Origin of the sequence: Streptomyces sp. SCPE 10 (assembly GCF_051980735.1) — a bacterium.
In the GTDB taxonomy this organism is placed as follows: Bacteria; Actinomycetota; Actinomycetes; order Streptomycetales; family Streptomycetaceae; genus Streptomyces; species Streptomyces misionensis.
In genome coordinates this window covers 2,080,266-2,095,157 of the sequence record NZ_CP197069.1, presented here as the reverse complement: position 1 = coordinate 2,095,157, position 14,892 = coordinate 2,080,266, and the positions used below count along the sequence as shown (strand labels likewise).

18 protein-coding genes are annotated in these 14,892 nt (G+C 73.7%); 9 read left to right on the top strand and 9 right to left on the bottom strand.

From position 1 onward, the window contains the following. Window positions 1–130 precede the first annotated feature (130 nt). Complete coding sequence (locus ACSP97_RS09890; RefSeq protein WP_355530911.1) at window positions 131–832, top strand: uracil-DNA glycosylase; 702 nt, start codon at window positions 131–133, stop codon at window positions 830–832. Between the two features lie 85 nt (window positions 833–917). Here ACSP97_RS09890 and ACSP97_RS09885 read toward each other — a convergent pair whose 3' ends face one another. After that, the gene (locus ACSP97_RS09885) at window positions 918–1,370 is read right to left on the bottom strand and encodes a GNAT family N-acetyltransferase (protein ID WP_355143676.1); all 453 of its coding nucleotides are present in this window, start codon (window positions 1,368–1,370) and stop codon (window positions 918–920) included. Further along, a complete protein-coding gene (locus tag ACSP97_RS09880; protein WP_355143674.1) occupies window positions 1,367–1,795 on the bottom strand; it encodes a RidA family protein in 429 nt (142 codons plus the stop codon). Before ACSP97_RS09880 ends, ACSP97_RS09885 begins: the two co-directional genes overlap by 4 nt. A 142-nt stretch (window positions 1,796–1,937) precedes the next feature. On the opposite strand from ACSP97_RS09880, the gene ACSP97_RS09875 reads away from it, so the two are divergent. The 3 genes from ACSP97_RS09875 (at window position 1,938) to ACSP97_RS09865 (ending at window position 3,830) form a co-directional block, all read left to right on the top strand. Continuing rightward, window positions 1,938–2,711, top strand: coding sequence for a nucleotidyltransferase domain-containing protein (locus tag ACSP97_RS09875; RefSeq protein ID WP_440557171.1), 774 nt, complete (start codon window positions 1,938–1,940; stop codon window positions 2,709–2,711). Window positions 2,712–2,803: 92 nt separating this feature from the next. After that, on the top strand, window positions 2,804–3,448 hold the full coding sequence (locus ACSP97_RS09870) for a DUF899 domain-containing protein (RefSeq protein WP_355143670.1): 645 nt from the start codon (window positions 2,804–2,806) through the stop codon (window positions 3,446–3,448). A gap of 178 nt (window positions 3,449–3,626) precedes the next feature. Further along, entirely contained in the window at window positions 3,627–3,830 is a 204-nt protein-coding gene (locus ACSP97_RS09865; protein WP_440557169.1) for a hypothetical protein, read from the top strand. Here the strand turns inward: ACSP97_RS09865 and ACSP97_RS09860 are convergent. Further along, on the bottom strand, window positions 3,820–4,218 hold the full coding sequence (locus tag ACSP97_RS09860) for a hypothetical protein (RefSeq protein WP_440558391.1): 399 nt from the start codon (window positions 4,216–4,218) through the stop codon (window positions 3,820–3,822). The two genes, ACSP97_RS09865 and ACSP97_RS09860, sit on opposite strands and share 11 nt — an antisense overlap. A 95-nt stretch (window positions 4,219–4,313) precedes the next feature. Further along, window positions 4,314–5,141 (bottom strand): ATP-binding protein, encoded by an 828-nt coding sequence (locus ACSP97_RS09855; protein WP_440557167.1) that lies wholly within the window; start codon window positions 5,139–5,141, stop codon window positions 4,314–4,316. 190 nt (window positions 5,142–5,331) lie between these two features. Here ACSP97_RS09855 and ACSP97_RS09850 point away from each other — a divergent pair, with 190 nt between their 5' ends. The 3 genes from ACSP97_RS09850 (at window position 5,332) to ACSP97_RS09840 (ending at window position 7,347) form a co-directional block, all read left to right on the top strand. Then, a complete protein-coding gene (locus tag ACSP97_RS09850) occupies window positions 5,332–6,192 on the top strand; it encodes a helix-turn-helix domain-containing protein (RefSeq protein ID WP_355143664.1) in 861 nt (286 codons plus the stop codon). Next, window positions 6,193–6,447, top strand: coding sequence for a DUF397 domain-containing protein (locus tag ACSP97_RS09845; protein WP_070028498.1), 255 nt, complete (start codon window positions 6,193–6,195; stop codon window positions 6,445–6,447). It begins immediately after the preceding gene. Window positions 6,448–6,537: 90 nt separating this feature from the next. Then, a complete protein-coding gene (locus ACSP97_RS09840; RefSeq protein ID WP_355143662.1) occupies window positions 6,538–7,347 on the top strand; it encodes an SAM-dependent methyltransferase in 810 nt (269 codons plus the stop codon). Between the two features lie 78 nt (window positions 7,348–7,425). Here the strand turns inward: ACSP97_RS09840 and ACSP97_RS09835 are convergent, their stop codons facing one another. Together ACSP97_RS09835 and ACSP97_RS09830 are read right to left on the bottom strand one after the other, a co-directional pair. Continuing rightward, on the bottom strand, window positions 7,426–8,913 hold the full coding sequence (locus ACSP97_RS09835; protein WP_355530919.1) for a glutamate synthase subunit beta: 1,488 nt from the start codon (window positions 8,911–8,913) through the stop codon (window positions 7,426–7,428). Between the two features lie 173 nt (window positions 8,914–9,086). Further along, window positions 9,087–9,833, bottom strand: a complete 747-nt coding sequence (locus ACSP97_RS09830) for a DUF2293 domain-containing protein (protein WP_440557165.1) — start codon at window positions 9,831–9,833, stop codon at window positions 9,087–9,089. A gap of 68 nt (window positions 9,834–9,901) precedes the next feature. Between ACSP97_RS09830 and ACSP97_RS09825 the strand changes: the two genes are divergently transcribed. Further along, entirely contained in the window at window positions 9,902–10,534 is a 633-nt protein-coding gene (locus ACSP97_RS09825; protein WP_440557164.1) for a uridine kinase, read from the top strand. Between the two features lie 49 nt (window positions 10,535–10,583). Here the strand turns inward: ACSP97_RS09825 and corA are convergent, their stop codons facing one another. Beyond that, on the bottom strand, window positions 10,584–11,711 hold the full coding sequence (corA, locus tag ACSP97_RS09820) for a magnesium/cobalt transporter CorA (RefSeq protein ID WP_355143654.1): 1,128 nt from the start codon (window positions 11,709–11,711) through the stop codon (window positions 10,584–10,586). A gap of 202 nt (window positions 11,712–11,913) precedes the next feature. Between corA and ACSP97_RS09815 the strand changes: the two genes are divergently transcribed. Next, the gene (locus tag ACSP97_RS09815; RefSeq protein ID WP_440557163.1) at window positions 11,914–12,708 is read left to right on the top strand and encodes a class I SAM-dependent methyltransferase; all 795 of its coding nucleotides are present in this window, start codon (window positions 11,914–11,916) and stop codon (window positions 12,706–12,708) included. A gap of 201 nt (window positions 12,709–12,909) precedes the next feature. On the opposite strand, the gene ACSP97_RS09810 is transcribed toward ACSP97_RS09815, so the two are convergent. After that, window positions 12,910–13,887, bottom strand: a complete 978-nt coding sequence (locus ACSP97_RS09810) for a carbohydrate kinase family protein (RefSeq protein WP_440557161.1) — start codon at window positions 13,885–13,887, stop codon at window positions 12,910–12,912. Next, window positions 13,884–14,792 carry a pseudouridine-5'-phosphate glycosidase gene (locus tag ACSP97_RS09805; RefSeq protein ID WP_440557160.1) on the bottom strand — a complete coding sequence of 303 codons (909 nt, stop codon included), beginning with the start codon at window positions 14,790–14,792 and terminating at the stop codon, window positions 13,884–13,886. The genes ACSP97_RS09810 and ACSP97_RS09805 overlap by 4 nt, the downstream gene beginning before the upstream one ends. Window positions 14,793–14,892: the final 100 nt, after the last annotated feature.

Here is a 14,892-nt window from a genome sequence, read left to right as displayed (position 1 = left end):
GACCGGTTTTCCCGGGTGCGGCCCTGGCCCCGGCGGGAGCCGCGGCAAGAAGAGACAAGGAGAAGTGGGAGAGGAGCTTGGACGGAGATCGCGGACATGGGGCGCGGTGTCCTGGGCATACGGTGGCCGTATGGACGACAGCGGTGCCCTCGCCCGGCTGGACCGGCGCCTCACGGGCTGCCGGGCCTGCCCCCGGCTGGTGGAGTGGCGCGAGGAGGTCGCGCGGACCAAACGGGCCGCCTTCGCCGACTGGACGTACTGGGGCAGGCCGGTGCCCGGCTTCGGCCCCGCGGACGCCCGGCTGCTGATCATCGGCCTGGCCCCGGCGGCGCACGGCGGCAACCGCACCGGGCGCATGTTCACCGGCGACCGCTCCGGGGACGTGCTCTACCAGGCGCTGTACGACGTGGGCCTCGCCAACCGCCCCACCGCGGTCAGCGCCGACGACGGACTGGAACTGTACGGAGTCCGGATCACCGCGCCCGTGCACTGCGCGCCGCCCGCCAACAAGCCGACCCCCGGCGAGCGCGACACCTGCCGGTCCTGGCTGGTCCAAGAACTGCATCTGCTGCGCCCCACGGTGCGGGCCGCGCTGGTCCTCGGCGCCTTCGGCTGGCAGGCGGCGCTGCCCGCGTTCGCCGAGGCGGGCTGGACCGTCCCCCGGCCCCGCCCGGCCTTCGCCCACGGCACCCGGGTCGCGCTCGACGGCCTGGACCTCTTCGGCTGCTTCCACGTCAGCCAGCGCAACACCTTCACCGGCCGGCTCACCCCGGAGATGCTGCGCGAGGTCCTGCGCACGGCCGGGAAGGCGGCGGGACTGCCGGTGTCCTGAGGCCGGGAGCCCCGGCCCGGCCGAGGTGCCTGCCCGGCGCGGGCGAACCCCGGAGGGGGGCGGACCGCCTCTTCGCAGGGCACCCTCAGGGCTGCCACACGTACCGTACGTCCGGCTCCCGCTCCTCGTTGCCATGGCCGTCCGTGGTCTCGACGGCGACGAAGCCGTGGCGCTCGTAGAAGCGCCGGGCGGGTCCGTTGACCTGGAAGGTCCACAAGGTCAGCCGGTCCGGGCAGCGCTCCTTGGCCACCGTCACGAACCGGTCGCCGAGCCCCCGTCCCCGCCACCGCGGGTCCAGGTACAGCTGGGACAGCAGTTCTCCGTCGAGCACCATCACCCCGACGATCCGCCCCCCGTCCGCCTCCGCCACCCAGGTCTCGCGCAGCGGCACGACGACGTCCCGGAAGTAGTCGCGCACGTCGTCGTCGGTGCGCGGCCGTACGACCGTGGGCAGCGCGGCGGCGAACGACCGCAGCCAGACATCGGCGGCGGCCCGGGCGTCCGCCGCCACGGCCCGCCGCAGCACGATCCCGGTCACCGCTGTTCCGCCGCGTCCGCCTGGCCGTCGGGCACCACCGCGGTCGCCGTGATCTCCACCAGCTGTCCGGTGTACCCGAGGCAGGCGACACCGAGCAGGGTGGACGAGTGCGGGCCCTTGCTCAGCCCGGACTCCTCCACGACCCGCCAGACCGCCGACAGCGTCGCCGGCTCATCGCCCACGACGTACACCTCCGTCCGGAGAACATGCGCCAAGTCGCTGCCCACGGCGCGCAGTTGTGCGTGCAGGTTGGCGATCACCCGCTCGGCCTGGCGCACGGGATCGCCGGGTCCGACGATCTCGCCCCGCTCGTCGAGCGGCACGGTCCCGGCGAGGAACGCCAGTCGCGTGCCGGCCTCCACCACGGAGGCGTGGGAGTAGGTGGGCGGCGGGAAGAGGGTGGGAACGGTGACGCGCTGGATCACGGATCTGCTCCTACGACGGTCAGCGGACAACCTCCCGATCATCGGCCCTCGTCGAGCACGCGCGCATCCGAATTTCCCGGCGCGGCCGTGGACGGGGGTAATCCGCGCGCGGACCAGGCCCGCCATGGCGCAGGCTGGCCCCATGCCTCGTCTCTCCGACTCCGACTTCCTCTCCGCCACCGCCGACCGGCTCGCCGCCCTGCCCACCGTCCGCGCCGTGGCCCTCGGCGGCTCCCGGGCCCAGGGCACCCACCGCCCGGACAGCGACTGGGACCTGGCCGTCTACTACCGGGGCCCCTTCGACCCGGCCGACCTGCGCGCCGTCGGCTGGCCGGGCGAGGTCTGCGGGGTCGGCGACTGGGGCGGCGGCGTCTTCAACGGCGGGGCCTGGCTGACCATCGACGGACGCCGGGTCGATGTGCACTACCGCGACCTGGACGTGGTCGAGCACGAACTGGCCGAGGCGGAGCAGGGACGGTTCCGGGTGGAGCCGCTGCTGTTCCACCTCGCCGGCATCCCCACCTATCTGACCGTGGCGGAGCTCGCCGTCAACCAGGTGCTGCGCGGCGAACTGCCCCGCCCCGCCGGCTACCCGGACAAGCTGCGCCGCAGCGCCGCCGACCGCTGGCACGGCAGCGCGCTCGCCACCCTGGGCTACGCCAAGGCGAACCACGCGCCCCAGGGGCGCCTCACCGAGACCGCGGGCGCCGTCGCCGTGGCCGCGACCCAGGCGGCCCACGCCGTCCTCGCCGCCCGCGGGGAGTGGGTGACCAACGAGAAACGGCTGCTGGAACGGGCCGGACTGCGGGAGTTCGACGGCCTGCTGGGCGAGTTGGACCCCGCGCCCGACGCGCTGGTCACGGCCGTCGCCAGGGCGGAGGAGATCGTCGCGGCGGCACTGCCCCCGGCGCCGTGACCGCGGCCGGGTGGGAAAGCCCCGCGCACGGCGATGAGTTCCGGGCCCGGCGCCGGTCAGCACTCCCGACCGACCGTCGGACAGGAGGGCCCATGTCGCTTCCGGAGATCGTCTCGCGCGAGCAATGGCGCATCGCGCGCGAGGAGTTACGGCACAGGGAGGAAGCGGTGAGACGGGCGCGCCGGGCGCTCGGCGCCGAGCGGCGCCGGCTGCCCATGGTCGAGGTCGACCCCGAGTACCTCTTCGAGGGCGGCGACGGCAAGGCGACGCTGCTCGACCTCTTCGAGGGACGCTCCCAGCTCGTCGTCCACCACTTCATGTTCGCCCCCGAGTGGGAGACCGGCTGCCCCTGCTGCGCCGCCTTTCTCGACCAGGTCGGCCACCTCGCGCATCTGCGGGCCCGGAACACCTCGTTCGCCGCCGTCTCCCGGGCCCCGTTCACCCGCATCCTGCCGTTCAAGGCGCGCATGGGCTGGGCGGTGCCCTGGTACTCCTCGGCGCCCGGCGACTTCAACACCGACTTCGAGGCGACCGTGTACGACGGCGGCGAGCAGGTCGAGCGGCCGGGCCTGAGCTGCTTCCTGCGCGAGCACGACCGGGTGTTCCACACCTACTCGGTCCACGACGCGGACCTGGCCGAACTGGGCGGCACCACCGCCCTCCTCGACCTGACCGCCCTCGGCCGGGACCCCACCGGAAGCGAGGGACTGCGCCTCCACGACGAGTACGACTTCTGACCCGGAAGGTACGGTTTCCTTTCACTGTGTGACCGGATTGTCGCGATCCGCACCGAATCCGTGCCGGACGTGTCTCAGTCCGGTCACCGGCCGAGGCGTTCACCTCCCGCCGGGCGTTCTCTCCTTGCAGAACGACCCAGTGCCCCACAAGCACGACAGGCTCTTCCGGAGGTGCGCGATGGTGAACGGACGAACGGTGCTCGGACGCTTCCCGGCCGGCGGCCCGCGCGGATCGTGGCCCGCCGAGGAGTTCGCGCACGCGCGACGCCTGGAGGGCCGGCCCGCCGAGGTCGTCATGGACCTGGCGACGGACACCTTCCTGGTGATCGTGCGGGGCGTTCCTCGTGATCGTGCGGGGAGCGAAGCGGCCGCTAGGCGGTGATCGTGCGCGACCAGTCCGGAGCCGTCCCCGTCGCCCGGCACAGCGCCAGATAGAGCGGGATCGGCGGGGTGTACGGCACCGTGCCCTGCGGCCGGTGGATCAGCGGCGCGGCACCCCCGACCAGCGCGCCCGGCGCGTACTCGGCGGGCGCCGGCCAGGGCAGCGCGTAGTCGGAGTCCGACGGCACGATCCACCACCAGCGGGCCCCGTCGGCGTACACGCACCCCAGCCGCGGCAGCCGGGCCACGACCAGCGGCCCGAGGCGGTCGGGCACCCCCACGGCGTCACAGCCCAGCGGTACGGTCATGCCGTCCGGCACCTGGAGCCGGTGACCCGGATCCGCGCCCGGACGCCGGCGTTGCAGCCGCACCAAGGTGTTCATCCCCATCGCCCGTTCCGCACCGGTGGCCTCGGGGCCGGGAACCGGGTGCCTGCCGGAGCCCCGCCCCGCCCCGCCGTGCCGTCCCGGACCCGCCGCGGCGGTCACGGCCGCTCCCGGTCGCGGTGCTGCTCCGGCGCCCGGAGCGGAGGCTGTTCCACGCCCCGGTGCCGGTGCGGCTCGGCGACGCCGTACGGACGGCGGTCCGGGGTGCCGTGCCGGCGGTGGTGCGGTTCGGGCGTCCGGTGCGCCGGGTGCGGCTGTTCCGGCACCCGGTACACGGCCTGCTCGGCGCCCGCACCGGAGGCGAGGTCATGGGCCTCGGCCGGCTCGTCCTCACCGGAGTCGCCGGGCCGGCCCGGCTTGGGACGCGCGCCCCAGCCGAGATCCTCGCGCGGCGCGGCGGGCTCGGCGGCCGGCTCCTCCCGGCGGGCCAGCTCCGCCCAGACCAGCAGCCCGGAGCCGTGCTCCTGCGCACCCCAGGCCCGGCACAGCGCGTCGACGAGGAGCAACCCCCTCCCGTGCTCCTCGTCGGGCCGCTGTGAGGCCGGGTGGGGCTCGCCGGAAGCACAGCCCTCGTCGCGCACGGCGATGCGCACCATGTCGCCGTGGTCGTGCAACTCGCACACCACCCGTTCGCTCGCGGTGTGCACGATCGCGTTGGTGACCAGCTCGGAGACGACCAGAGCCGCGCTGTCACAGGTGTCCGCGCACACCGACCAGCCGGTCAGCCGGGCGTGCGCCAGGCGTCTCGCCCGGGCGACGGAACCCGGATGCGCGACCAGCTCGAAACGGAACCGGCGCTCGGCGGCGCCGCCCCGCGGGGCAGCCACTGCGGCGCCGAGACCGGGGCGGTCGGCGGCGGCGTCTGTTCCTAAAGGCGCGGACGGAATCACGCCTGCCACTATCGCCCCGCCGCGGACACTTGGCAAGAGTCACTCTGAAAATTGCAGAGTGCGCTGTGACTCGGTCAGGCGCCATGGCACACTGCTCGCAACAGCACGTCCAGCGGCGCCAATTGGGTCCAGCGGAGGTCCGACCCGGTCTTCGCATGAGCCTTCGAGCGGCGCCGCAGGGCTGTCAGGGTTCCTTTGAGCGAAGGCTTTCGGTGGAGGTGGGAGCGTGAGCGAGCCGCGGTCCGCGCCGACGGTGGGACAGGTTGTCCTCGGACGGCGCCTGCTGGACCTGCGGGAACGCGCGGGACTCAAGCGCGAGGACGCCGCCCGGGTACTGCGCGTCGCCCCCGCCACCGTCCGCCGCATGGAGATGGCCGAGGTCGCCTTCAAGATCCCGTACCTCCAGCTGCTGCTGAAGGCCTACGGGGTCCCCGAGGACGAGGCCGAGGCCTTCGTCCAGCTGGCCGAGGAGGCCAACCGCCCCGGCTGGTGGCAGCGGTTCCACGACATCCTGCCCGGCTGGTTCTCCATGTACGTCAGCCTGGAGGGCGCGGCGAGCCTCATCCGCTCCTACGAACCCCACTTCGTCCCCGGACTCCTCCAGACCGAGGACTACGCCCGCGGAGTACTCAAGTCCGGCGCCATCGGCCAGACCAGCCCGGACGACATCGAGCGCCATGTCGCGCTGCGCATGCAGCGCCAGCAACTGCTCACCCGCTCCGACGCCCCCCGGTTCTGGGCCGTGATGGACGAGACCGCCCTGCGCCGCCCGGTCGGCGGCCCCGAGGTGATGCGCGCCCAGGTCGACAGGCTCCTGGAAGCGGCGAGCCTGCCGAACGTGACGCTCCAGGTCGCCCCGTTCGAGAACGGGCCCCACCCGGGGACCTACGGGCCCTTCGTGCTGTTCCGATTCGCCATGTCAGAACTGCCGGACATGGTCTACAGCGAGTACCTGACCGGCGCCGTCTATCTCGACGCGCGCGCCGAGGTGGCGACCCACCTCGAGGTCATGGACCGCATGGCGGCGCAGGCCGCCACGGCACAACGCACGAAAGAGATCCTCCGGGATCTCCGCAAGGAGCTCTGAATGGAACGCATCAAGCCGCGCGCACGCGTCTACAACGGCATGCCCGCACGGGAGTTGGGCAGCGAGGGCTGGCACAAGCCCTGGAGCGGCGGCAACGGAGGAAACTGCCTGGAGGCGATGAAACTGGCCGACGGCCGGATCGCCGTGCGCCAGTCCACCGACCCGGACGGGCCGGCGCTCATCTACACCATGGACGAGATGACCGCCTTCATAGAAGGCGCCAAGGCGGGGGAGGCCGACTTCCTGCTCACCTGACACGTGTCGCCTGTGTTGATTACTTGCTCGACTTCACGCATTGACAACAGACTTGACAAACCATCACATCAGACGTTTACGGAGTGCCGCATGACAGGGCAGGACCCGACGGCCGTCGAGATCGACACCAGCAAGCCGCATCCCGCGCGGATGTACGACTGGTACCTCGGCGGCAAGGACAACTACCCGGTCGACGAGGAGATGGGCCGCCAGATGCTGGCGCTCGAACCCCGCGTGCCGGTGATGGCCCGGGTCAACCGCGCCTTCATGCACCGCGCCACCAGGTGGCTGGCCCAGCAGGGGGTGCGGCAGTTCCTCGACATCGGCACCGGCATACCGACCGAACCCAACCTGCACCAGGTCGCCCAGCAGATCGCGCCCGACAGCCGGGTCGTCTACTGCGACAACGACCCGATCGTGCTGGCCCACGCGGCCGCCCTGCTGCGCAGCACCCCGCAGGGCGCCACCGAGTACCTCCAGGCCGATGTGCGCGACCCGGACGCGATCATCGCCGGTGCCCGGGAGGTCCTGGACCTGGGGCAGCCGGTCGCCCTGTCGCTGATCGCCCTGCTGCACTTCGTGCCGGACGCGGACGGCGCCCATGAGCTGGTCGCCCGGCTGCTGTCCGAACTGCCGTCCGGCAGCTACCTGGTGATGACCCACGCCACGGCCGACTTCACCCCGAAGGACGCCGAGACCGCCACCGGCAAGCTCAAGGGCGCCGGCATCACCCTCGCCCTGCGCACCCGGGAGGAGTTCACCCGCTTCTTCGACGGCCTCGACCTCGTCGACCCGGGCGTCGAGATCGTCCACAAGTGGCACCCCGAGCTGGGTGAACCCGTCCCGGGCCAGGACGACGGGGTGATCCCGGGGTACGGCGCGGTGGCCCGGAAGGCGTAGCGGCGCCCACAGGGGCGGCGATGTGCGCCCGCACACCGCCGCCCCTGTCCCGCCGTCCATCGGCTCGCTCCCCGGGGCTCAGACCCGCATCGGCTTGTCCCCCGGGGAGATCGGTGCGGGCAGCTGCGAGGTGCCGGTCAGATAGCGGTCGACGGCCGCCGCCACGGCCCGGCCCTCCGCGATGGCCCAGACGATGAGGGACTGCCCGCGCGCCGCGTCCCCGGCGGCGAACACGCCGGGCACGTTGGTCGCGAACCCGTCGTCGCGGGCGATCGTGCCCCGCTCGTCCAGCGCCAGACCCAACTGGTCGATCAGCCCGTCCTCCCGGTCCGGCCCGGAGAAACCGAGTGCGAGCAGCACCAGGTCGGCCGGGATCGTCCGCTCGCTGCCGGGCAACGGCCGCCGCCGTTCGTCGACCTCCACCAGCTCCAGCGCCCGCACGTGCCCGTCGCCGTCCCCGGTGAACCGGAGCGTCGACGCCGCGAACATCCGCGCGTCCGCGTCCGCCGCCGGCGCCGTCCGCAGCTGCCCCGCCTCCTCGTGCGCCGGCGACAGCCGGTAGATCTTCGGATACGTCGGCCACGGCTCCGCGTACTCGTCACGCTCCGCGCCCGGCTGCGCGTAGATGTCCAGCTGGGTCACCGACGCCGCACCCTCCCGCACCGCCGTCCCCAGGCAGTCCGCCCCGGTGTCCCCGCCGCCGACGATCACGACATGCCGCCCGGCCGCCGACAACGGCGAGACCGCGAGGTCCCCCTCGCACACCCGGTTGGCCAGCGGCAGATAGCGCATCGCCTGGTGCACCCCCGCCAACTCCCGGCCCGGCACCGGTAGTTCCCGCCACGCCGTGGCGCCCGTCGCGAGGACGACGGCGTCGTACCGCGCCCGCAGCTCCGCCGCCCCCAGGTCCCGTCCCACCGCCGTCGAGGTGCGGAACCGCGTGCCCTCCGCCCGCATCTGCCCGATCCGCCGCTCCAGATGCCGTTTCTCCATCTTGAACGCCGGGATGCCGTACCGCATCAGCCCGCCGATCCGGTCGTCCTTCTCGTACACCGCGACCGTGTGCCCGGCCCGCGTCAGCTGCTGCGCCGCGGCGAGCCCGGTGGGGCCGGAGCCGATCACCGCGACCGTCTTCCCCGACAGCCGCTCCGGCGGCCGCGGCGCCACGAACCCCTCCTCCCAGGCCCGGTCGGCGATCGCGCACTCGACGTTCTTGATGGTGACCGCCGGCTGGTTGATCGCCAGCACACACCCCGCCTCACAGGGCGCCGGACACAACCGCCCCGTGAACTCGGGGAAGTTGTTGGTGGCGTGCAACCGGTCGCTCGCCGCCCGCCAGTCACCCCGGGCCACCAGGCCGTTCCACTCGGGGATGAGATTGCCCAGCGGACACGCGTCGTGGCAGAACGGCACCCCGCAGTCCATGCACCGGTCCGCCTGCTTGCCGATGATGGGCAGCAGCGCTCCGGGGACGTACACCTCGTTCCAGTCCCGCACCCGCTCCTCGACGGGCCGCCGCGCCCACTCCTGACGCGGCGTGGTCATGAACCCCCTGGGATTGGCCATGATCATCATCCTCGCGTACGGGCACCGGGGCGCCGGATGTACGACGGGCCATATGCCACAAGGCAGCACATACCGCCACTCTTCCGGCCACGATACGTCCGTGCCGACACCCGTGCAGTACGGGCGCCGACGCAGGTCGCACCGCACCTGACCAGGCGGGGTGCGACCGGCCCTCAGTGCGGGAGCGGCGTTCGCGCGCCCGGGGGCCGACCGTGGCCGCAGCCCTGGTCCTCGCCCTCCCCGGCTCCCCGCCACGCCCGCAGCACGGCCTCCACGGCCGGGACGATCCGGCGCCGGGCCTCCTGGCGTGGCACCCCCTCCATCAGCAGCCGGTCGTACGGCGTGTCCACATGCCGCACCCCGGCCACGACCGCCGAGACCACCGCGGTCCCGGACAGCGCCCGCCCGGCCGCGCTGCGCCCCACCCGACCACTGCCCCGTAGGGAGGCGTGCGCCGCGATGGCCCGGGCCCGCTCCGCCGGGCAGCCGGGAAACAGACGGAGGATCTCGGCCGCGAACGCCGCCGTGAACCGCTCGTCCGCCACCCCCCGGCGCCGCGCGTCCCGCGCCCGCCGCCGACGCCGGGCCTCCGCGTCCGCCAGGCAGCGCTCCTCCGCACGGGTCAGCGCCGCCTCCTCCACGAGCACGCCCTGCCGCTCGTAACGGCTCTTGCGCCGGTTGAACCGCACCACCACGACCGACAGCGCGCTCTCCTCCCGCGACCTGCGGGTCAGCGCCGTGTCACCGCGCGGCAGGAACACCAGATGCCCGAGATCCGCGCAGTCCAGGCAGCGCGGCGCACCGTCCTCCAGCACCAGCAGCGACAGCGGACCTTGCCGGCAGGCGGCACAACGCTTGTGCCGCAGCGGCTGGACGGCGACAAGTCGGCCCGGTGAGTGCGGAGTTACGGGCTGTCCCATACGCCTTTCCTTCCCCGTCCGGCAGGGCTGCGCACCGCCGCTTCACCGCACCCGGCATCATGGGGCCCGTGCGACTCGAAGCGATCACCTGGGAACGGCTCGCCGAGCGGCTCGCCGACCGGCTGGCCGGGCTGGAGACGGCCGACGGCGGAGCCTGGGCGCGCGTCGGTTTCGACGGGGCCCCGGCCGCCCGCCCGGGGGGCCTGGCCGAGCTGGTCGGGGAGGCGCTGCGGGTGCGCGGCCGGCCGTCGCTGGTGGTCGGCACCGAGGGCTTTCTGCGCCCCGCCTCACTGCGACTGGAACACGGGCGGCGCGACGCGGAGTCGTACTACGGCGGCTGGTTCGACACCGGCGCCCTGTGGCGCGAGGTGTTCGGCCCGCTCGACCCCGGCGGCAGCGGGCGCGTCCTGCCCGACCTGTGGGACCCGGCCACCGACCGCGCCACCCGCAGCCCCTATGTCCAACTCCCGCCCGGCGGCGTCCTGTTGCTGCACGGCCCCCTTCTGCTGCGGCACTGGTTCCCCTTCGACCTGACCGTCCACCTCCTCCTCTCCCCGGGCGCCCTGCGCCGTCGTACGCCGGAATCCGATCACTGGACGCTCCCCGCCTTCGAGCGCTACGACGCGGAGACCGACCCGGCCGGCACGGCGGACGTGGTGGTGCGCGCCGACGACCCGCGCCACCCCGCCTGGAGCGGCTGACCCGCACGGGCCGCGCGGAGCGGCGGTGCCGCCTCGGCGGGCTCGGCGGTCAGAGCCAGCCGTTGCGTCTGAAGCCCCGGTACAGCGCCAGGCACGCCAGCGCCATCGCCCCCATGGCCAGCGGATACCCGAACCGCCAGTGCAGCTCCGGCATGTGGTCGAAGTTCATGCCGTACACACCGCACACCATCGTCGGAACGGCGATCACGGCCGCCCACGCCGTGATCTTCCGCATGTCCTCGTTCTGCGCGACCGTCACCTGTGCGAGATGCGCTTGAAGGATGGAGTTGAGCAGCTCGTCGAAGGCGGCTATCTGCTCCGTGGCCCGGATCAGATGGTCGAGCACGTCCCGGAAGTAGGCCTGTATCTCGGGGGCGACGACCCGTATGGGCCGGCTGGCCAGGTCCTCCACGGGACGGGCCAGCGGCATCACCGCCCGCTTCAGCTCCAGCAACTCGCGCTTCATCTGGTAGATGCGCCCGGGATCGAGCCGCGCGCCCTCCTCCGAGAACACGTCGCTCTCGACCTGGTCGATGTCGGCCTGCACCGCGTCCGTCACGCCGAGGTAGTCGTCCACCACATGGTCGGCGATGGCGTGGAGCACCGCCGCGGGTCCCTTCGAGAGCTGGTGCGGGTGGGATTCCAGCTCCTCGCGCAGCGGGCCCAGCGAGCCGTGCCTGCCGTGCCGCACCGTGATGACGAAGTCCTCGCCGACGAAGACCATGATCTCACCGGTGTTCACCACCTCGCTGGTCGCCGTCAGCCGTTCGTGCTCGACGTAGCAGACCGTCTTGAACACCGCGAACAGCGTGTTGCCGTAGTGCTCCAGCTTCGGCCGCTGATGGGCCTCGACCGCGTCCTCCACCGCCAGCGGATGCAGGTCGAACAACTCGGCGACGCCCGCGAACTCGCGGTCCGTCGGTTCGTGCAGCCCCAGCCAGACGAAGCCCTCGCCGGTCTTGCGGACCATCCGCACCGATTCCAGCAGATCGGTGCACTGCGGCACGCGCACGCCGTCCTGGTACGTCACGCAGTTGACCACCGAGGAGCCCAGGGGTGAGCGGGCCGGATGACTCAGGTCCACCCGTGGCCGCCGCCGGGCCAGCCGCGCGACCTTGCGCAGGCCGTCCACCGGGCTCAGCCCCGTGACCTTCCGCAGATTCCCTGCCATGGACATCTGGATCTCCTCGGGTGGATCTCCTCGTGCGACGCTTTCGCGCTGTGATCGAGAGTGTGCCAGGCCAGGGCAAAACGCGGGTAAGCCTGTGGGAACACGGCATTCCGCTTGGTTCCCGCCTGTGGACGACACGCGGGTCGGTACCCGTGCGCGAGCAGGAGCCGACCGGCCGGAGAGGCCGTTCACCTGGGATGATCGCCGCATGACACCATCCGACGGGTACCTCCTGGACAACCGGCAGCGCGAGGCGGGGGAGCGCTTCGACGCCTTCGCCACCCTCTTCGACCCCACGACGTTCCGGCACATCGAGGCGCTCGGCATCGAGCCCGGCTGGCGCTGCTGGGAGGTCGGGGCCGGCGGCACCTCGGTGGTGTCCTGGCTCGCGGAGAAGGTGGGCCCGGCCGGCCGGGTCGTCGCCACCGACATCGACACCTCGCGGCTCGCCCCCGCGGGCCGGCCGCCGGTGGAGATCCGCGTCCACGACGTGGGCGCGCAGGAGCCGCCGGGGGAGGGCTTCGACCTGGTCCACGCCCGGCTGGTGCTCGTGCACGTTCCCGACCGGGACCGGGCGCTGCGGTCCATGATCCAGGCGCTGAGGCCCGGCGGATGGCTGCTGATCGAGGACGCCGACCCCGCCCTCCAGCCGCTGACCTGCCCCGACGAGTCCGGCCCGGAGCAGCGGCTCGCCAACCGGCTGCGCCAGGGCTTCAGGGGGCTGCTCGCCGAACGCGGCGCCGACCTCGCCTACGGGCGCAGGCTGCCGCGACTGCTCCGGGAGGCCGGGCTCCACGAGGTCGAGGCCGACGGCTTCTTCCCCATGACCTCGCCCGCCTGCACAGCGCTGGAGGCCGCGACGGTCCGCCAGATCCGCGACCGGCTCATCGACGCGGGCCTGGCCACCGCCGAGGAGATCGAACAGCACCTGGCCAACGTCGAGGCCGGCGGCATGGACCTGACCACCGCACCGATGATCTCGGCGTGGGGGCGCAAGGCGTGACACCGGGCCCGGCCGCGCTCGGGCGGCGATGCGTGACGCCGGCCCGCGTCCATGTCGTGATGCGCGACACCGGCCCGTACCGCAAGGCGGGACACCCGCGCCCCGGTCCGGCCGCACCGCTTCCCACGTGGCGCGTCTCCGGTTCAGCCGCCCCCTCCCGGCCGGGGCGGTGGCCGGTCGGCGGTGCTTCGGATGCGGTGGTCAGTCCGCGGGCTCCGGATGCGGTGGCCTGTCGGCGGACCCCGGTGGCGGCGGTTCGTCGGCCGGCTCCGGACGCGGCGGTCGGGCGCCGACCAGGCCCACCGCCTCCGCGCCCGCCCGGCACCCCCGTGCCGCCGCTTCCCCCGGGCCCCGGCCCGCCAGGAGGGCGGCGAGGAAGGCACCGGTGAAGGCGTCGCCGGCGCCCGTGGTGTCCCGAGGGGTCGCCGGCACGGCGGGGACCCGGACGGGCGCGCCGCCCGCCCTGGCCACCAGCGCCCCCTCCGCCCCCGCCTTGGTCACCACCAGCGGGACGACCTCGCTCAACTTGGCCGTCGCGTCCGCCGGTTCCGGCAGTCCCGTCAGCAGGCACGCCTCGTCCCGACTGGGCAGCAGGGCGTCCAGCCCCCGCGCGAACGCGAGGAAGCCCTCCACCCCCAGCCGCGCCAGGAAGCCCGCCGAAGCCGGGTCCATGCTGACCGGGACGCCCCGCGCGCGGGCCGCCGCCAGCGCGGTCCGCGCGAGCGCCCGGCTCGACTCGGTGAACAGCAGATAGCCCGACAGATGCAGCCGGCCCACCCCGTCGAGCAACGCGTCCGACCAGTCGGCGGGCTCCAGGCGCAGTGAGGCCCCGCTGTCCGTGAGGAACGTACGCTCGGCCGCCGCCCCCGCGTCGACCAGGCAGACCACCGTCCCCGTCGCCGCCTGCGGATCGGTCACCAGCAGGGGACGGACCCCGGCAGCGCGCAGCTCCCGTTCGTGCCACACCGCCGCGTCCGCGCCCACCCGGCCCAGCAGCCGTACGTCCGGGCAGCCCGAACGCGCCGCCCAGCAGGCCACGTTGGCGCCCGCGCCGCCCGGCAGCGTGCGGATCACCGCCGCGGTGTCGGTGCCGGCCGCGAGCGGGCCCCGGTGCCGGGCCACCACATCCGTGACCACGTCCCCGACGACCAGCAACGCCCCCGCGCGCCCCGTGTTCACCCCCGCGCCCACGCGGTGGCGATCCGCGCCCCCAGCCGCACATTGCCGCGCACCGCCGCCAGGTTGGCGCTCAGCGACGCGCCGTCCGTGTGCCTGACCAGGTAGTCCAGCAGGAACGGTGTCACCGCCTGACCCGTGACACCGCGTTCCGCGCAGGCCGTGAGCGCCTCGTCGAGCACCCGCGCGTGCAGCTCTGGGTCGAGCTGGTCCGCCTCCGGCACCGGATTGGCCACGATCAACGCCGACCGCGCCGCGCCCAGCGCGTCCTGCGCCCGCATCACCGCGGCGACCTCTTCCGGACTGCGCAGCGTCCAGTCCACCGGATGCCCCGAGTCGGACAGATAGAAGCCGGGGAACCGGTCGGTGCGGTACCCGGCGACGGCCACACCCAGCGTCTCCAGCCGTTGCAGGGTCGCGGGCACGTCCAGGATCGACTTCACGCCCGCGCACACCACGGTGATCCCGGTCCGTGCCAGCAGCCCCAGGTCGGCCGACTCGTCCTGGGTCACCGTCCACTCCCGGTGCACCCCGCCCAGCCCGCCCGTGGCGAAGACCCTGATGCCCGCCAGCGCGGCCAGCCGCGCGGTCGCCGACACCGTGGTCGCCCCACTGGCCCGCGCCGCCACGGCGAGCGGCAGGTCGCGGTGGCCCAGCTTGCGGATGCCGTCCTCGTTGGCGACCCGCTCCAGCTGCGCCTTGTCCAGGCCGATCAGCGGGCGCCCGTCGAGCACGGCGACCGTCGCCGGCACCGCGCCCTCGCCGCGCACCGCCTCCTCCAGCTCCCGGGCCACCCGCAGATTGCGCGGGCGGGGCAGACCATGGGCGATGATCGTGGACTCCAGGGCCACCACCGGCCGCCCCGAACCGAGCGCTTCCCGGACCTCTTCCGACACCACCAGCACCATGTGCCCGCCTCCTGTCCGTCGGCCCCTGCCCGTCCCCCCTCATCCCTGGCGGGCACCGGCCACGGCTAAACGCCGGACGGCCCGGCCGGCCCGCGCGGTG

Excerpts from the sequence above, each read along its gene's own strand:
- ACSP97_RS09870 (WP_355143670.1), top strand. The coding sequence starts at position 2,804 with ATGTCGCTTCCGGAGATCGTCTCGCGCGAGCAATGGCGCATCGCGCGC.
- ACSP97_RS09875 (WP_440557171.1), top strand. The coding sequence starts at position 1,938 with ATGCCTCGTCTCTCCGACTCCGACTTCCTCTCCGCCACCGCCGACCGG.
- ACSP97_RS09805 (WP_440557160.1), bottom strand. The coding sequence starts at position 14,792 with ATGGTGCTGGTGGTGTCGGAAGAGGTCCGGGAAGCGCTCGGTTCGGGG.
- ACSP97_RS09830 (WP_440557165.1), bottom strand. The coding sequence starts at position 9,833 with ATGGGACAGCCCGTAACTCCGCACTCACCGGGCCGACTTGTCGCCGTC.
- ACSP97_RS09840 (WP_355143662.1), top strand. The coding sequence starts at position 6,538 with ATGACAGGGCAGGACCCGACGGCCGTCGAGATCGACACCAGCAAGCCG.
- ACSP97_RS09890 (WP_355530911.1), top strand. The coding sequence starts at position 131 with ATGGACGACAGCGGTGCCCTCGCCCGGCTGGACCGGCGCCTCACGGGC.
- ACSP97_RS09865 (WP_440557169.1), top strand. The coding sequence starts at position 3,627 with ATGGTGAACGGACGAACGGTGCTCGGACGCTTCCCGGCCGGCGGCCCG.
- ACSP97_RS09835 (WP_355530919.1), bottom strand. The coding sequence starts at position 8,913 with ATGGCCAATCCCAGGGGGTTCATGACCACGCCGCGTCAGGAGTGGGCG.
- ACSP97_RS09815 (WP_440557163.1), top strand. The coding sequence starts at position 11,914 with ATGACACCATCCGACGGGTACCTCCTGGACAACCGGCAGCGCGAGGCG.
- corA (WP_355143654.1), bottom strand. The coding sequence starts at position 11,711 with ATGTCCATGGCAGGGAATCTGCGGAAGGTCACGGGGCTGAGCCCGGTG.
- ACSP97_RS09845 (WP_070028498.1), top strand. The coding sequence starts at position 6,193 with ATGGAACGCATCAAGCCGCGCGCACGCGTCTACAACGGCATGCCCGCA.
- ACSP97_RS09860 (WP_440558391.1), bottom strand. The coding sequence starts at position 4,218 with ATGGGGATGAACACCTTGGTGCGGCTGCAACGCCGGCGTCCGGGCGCG.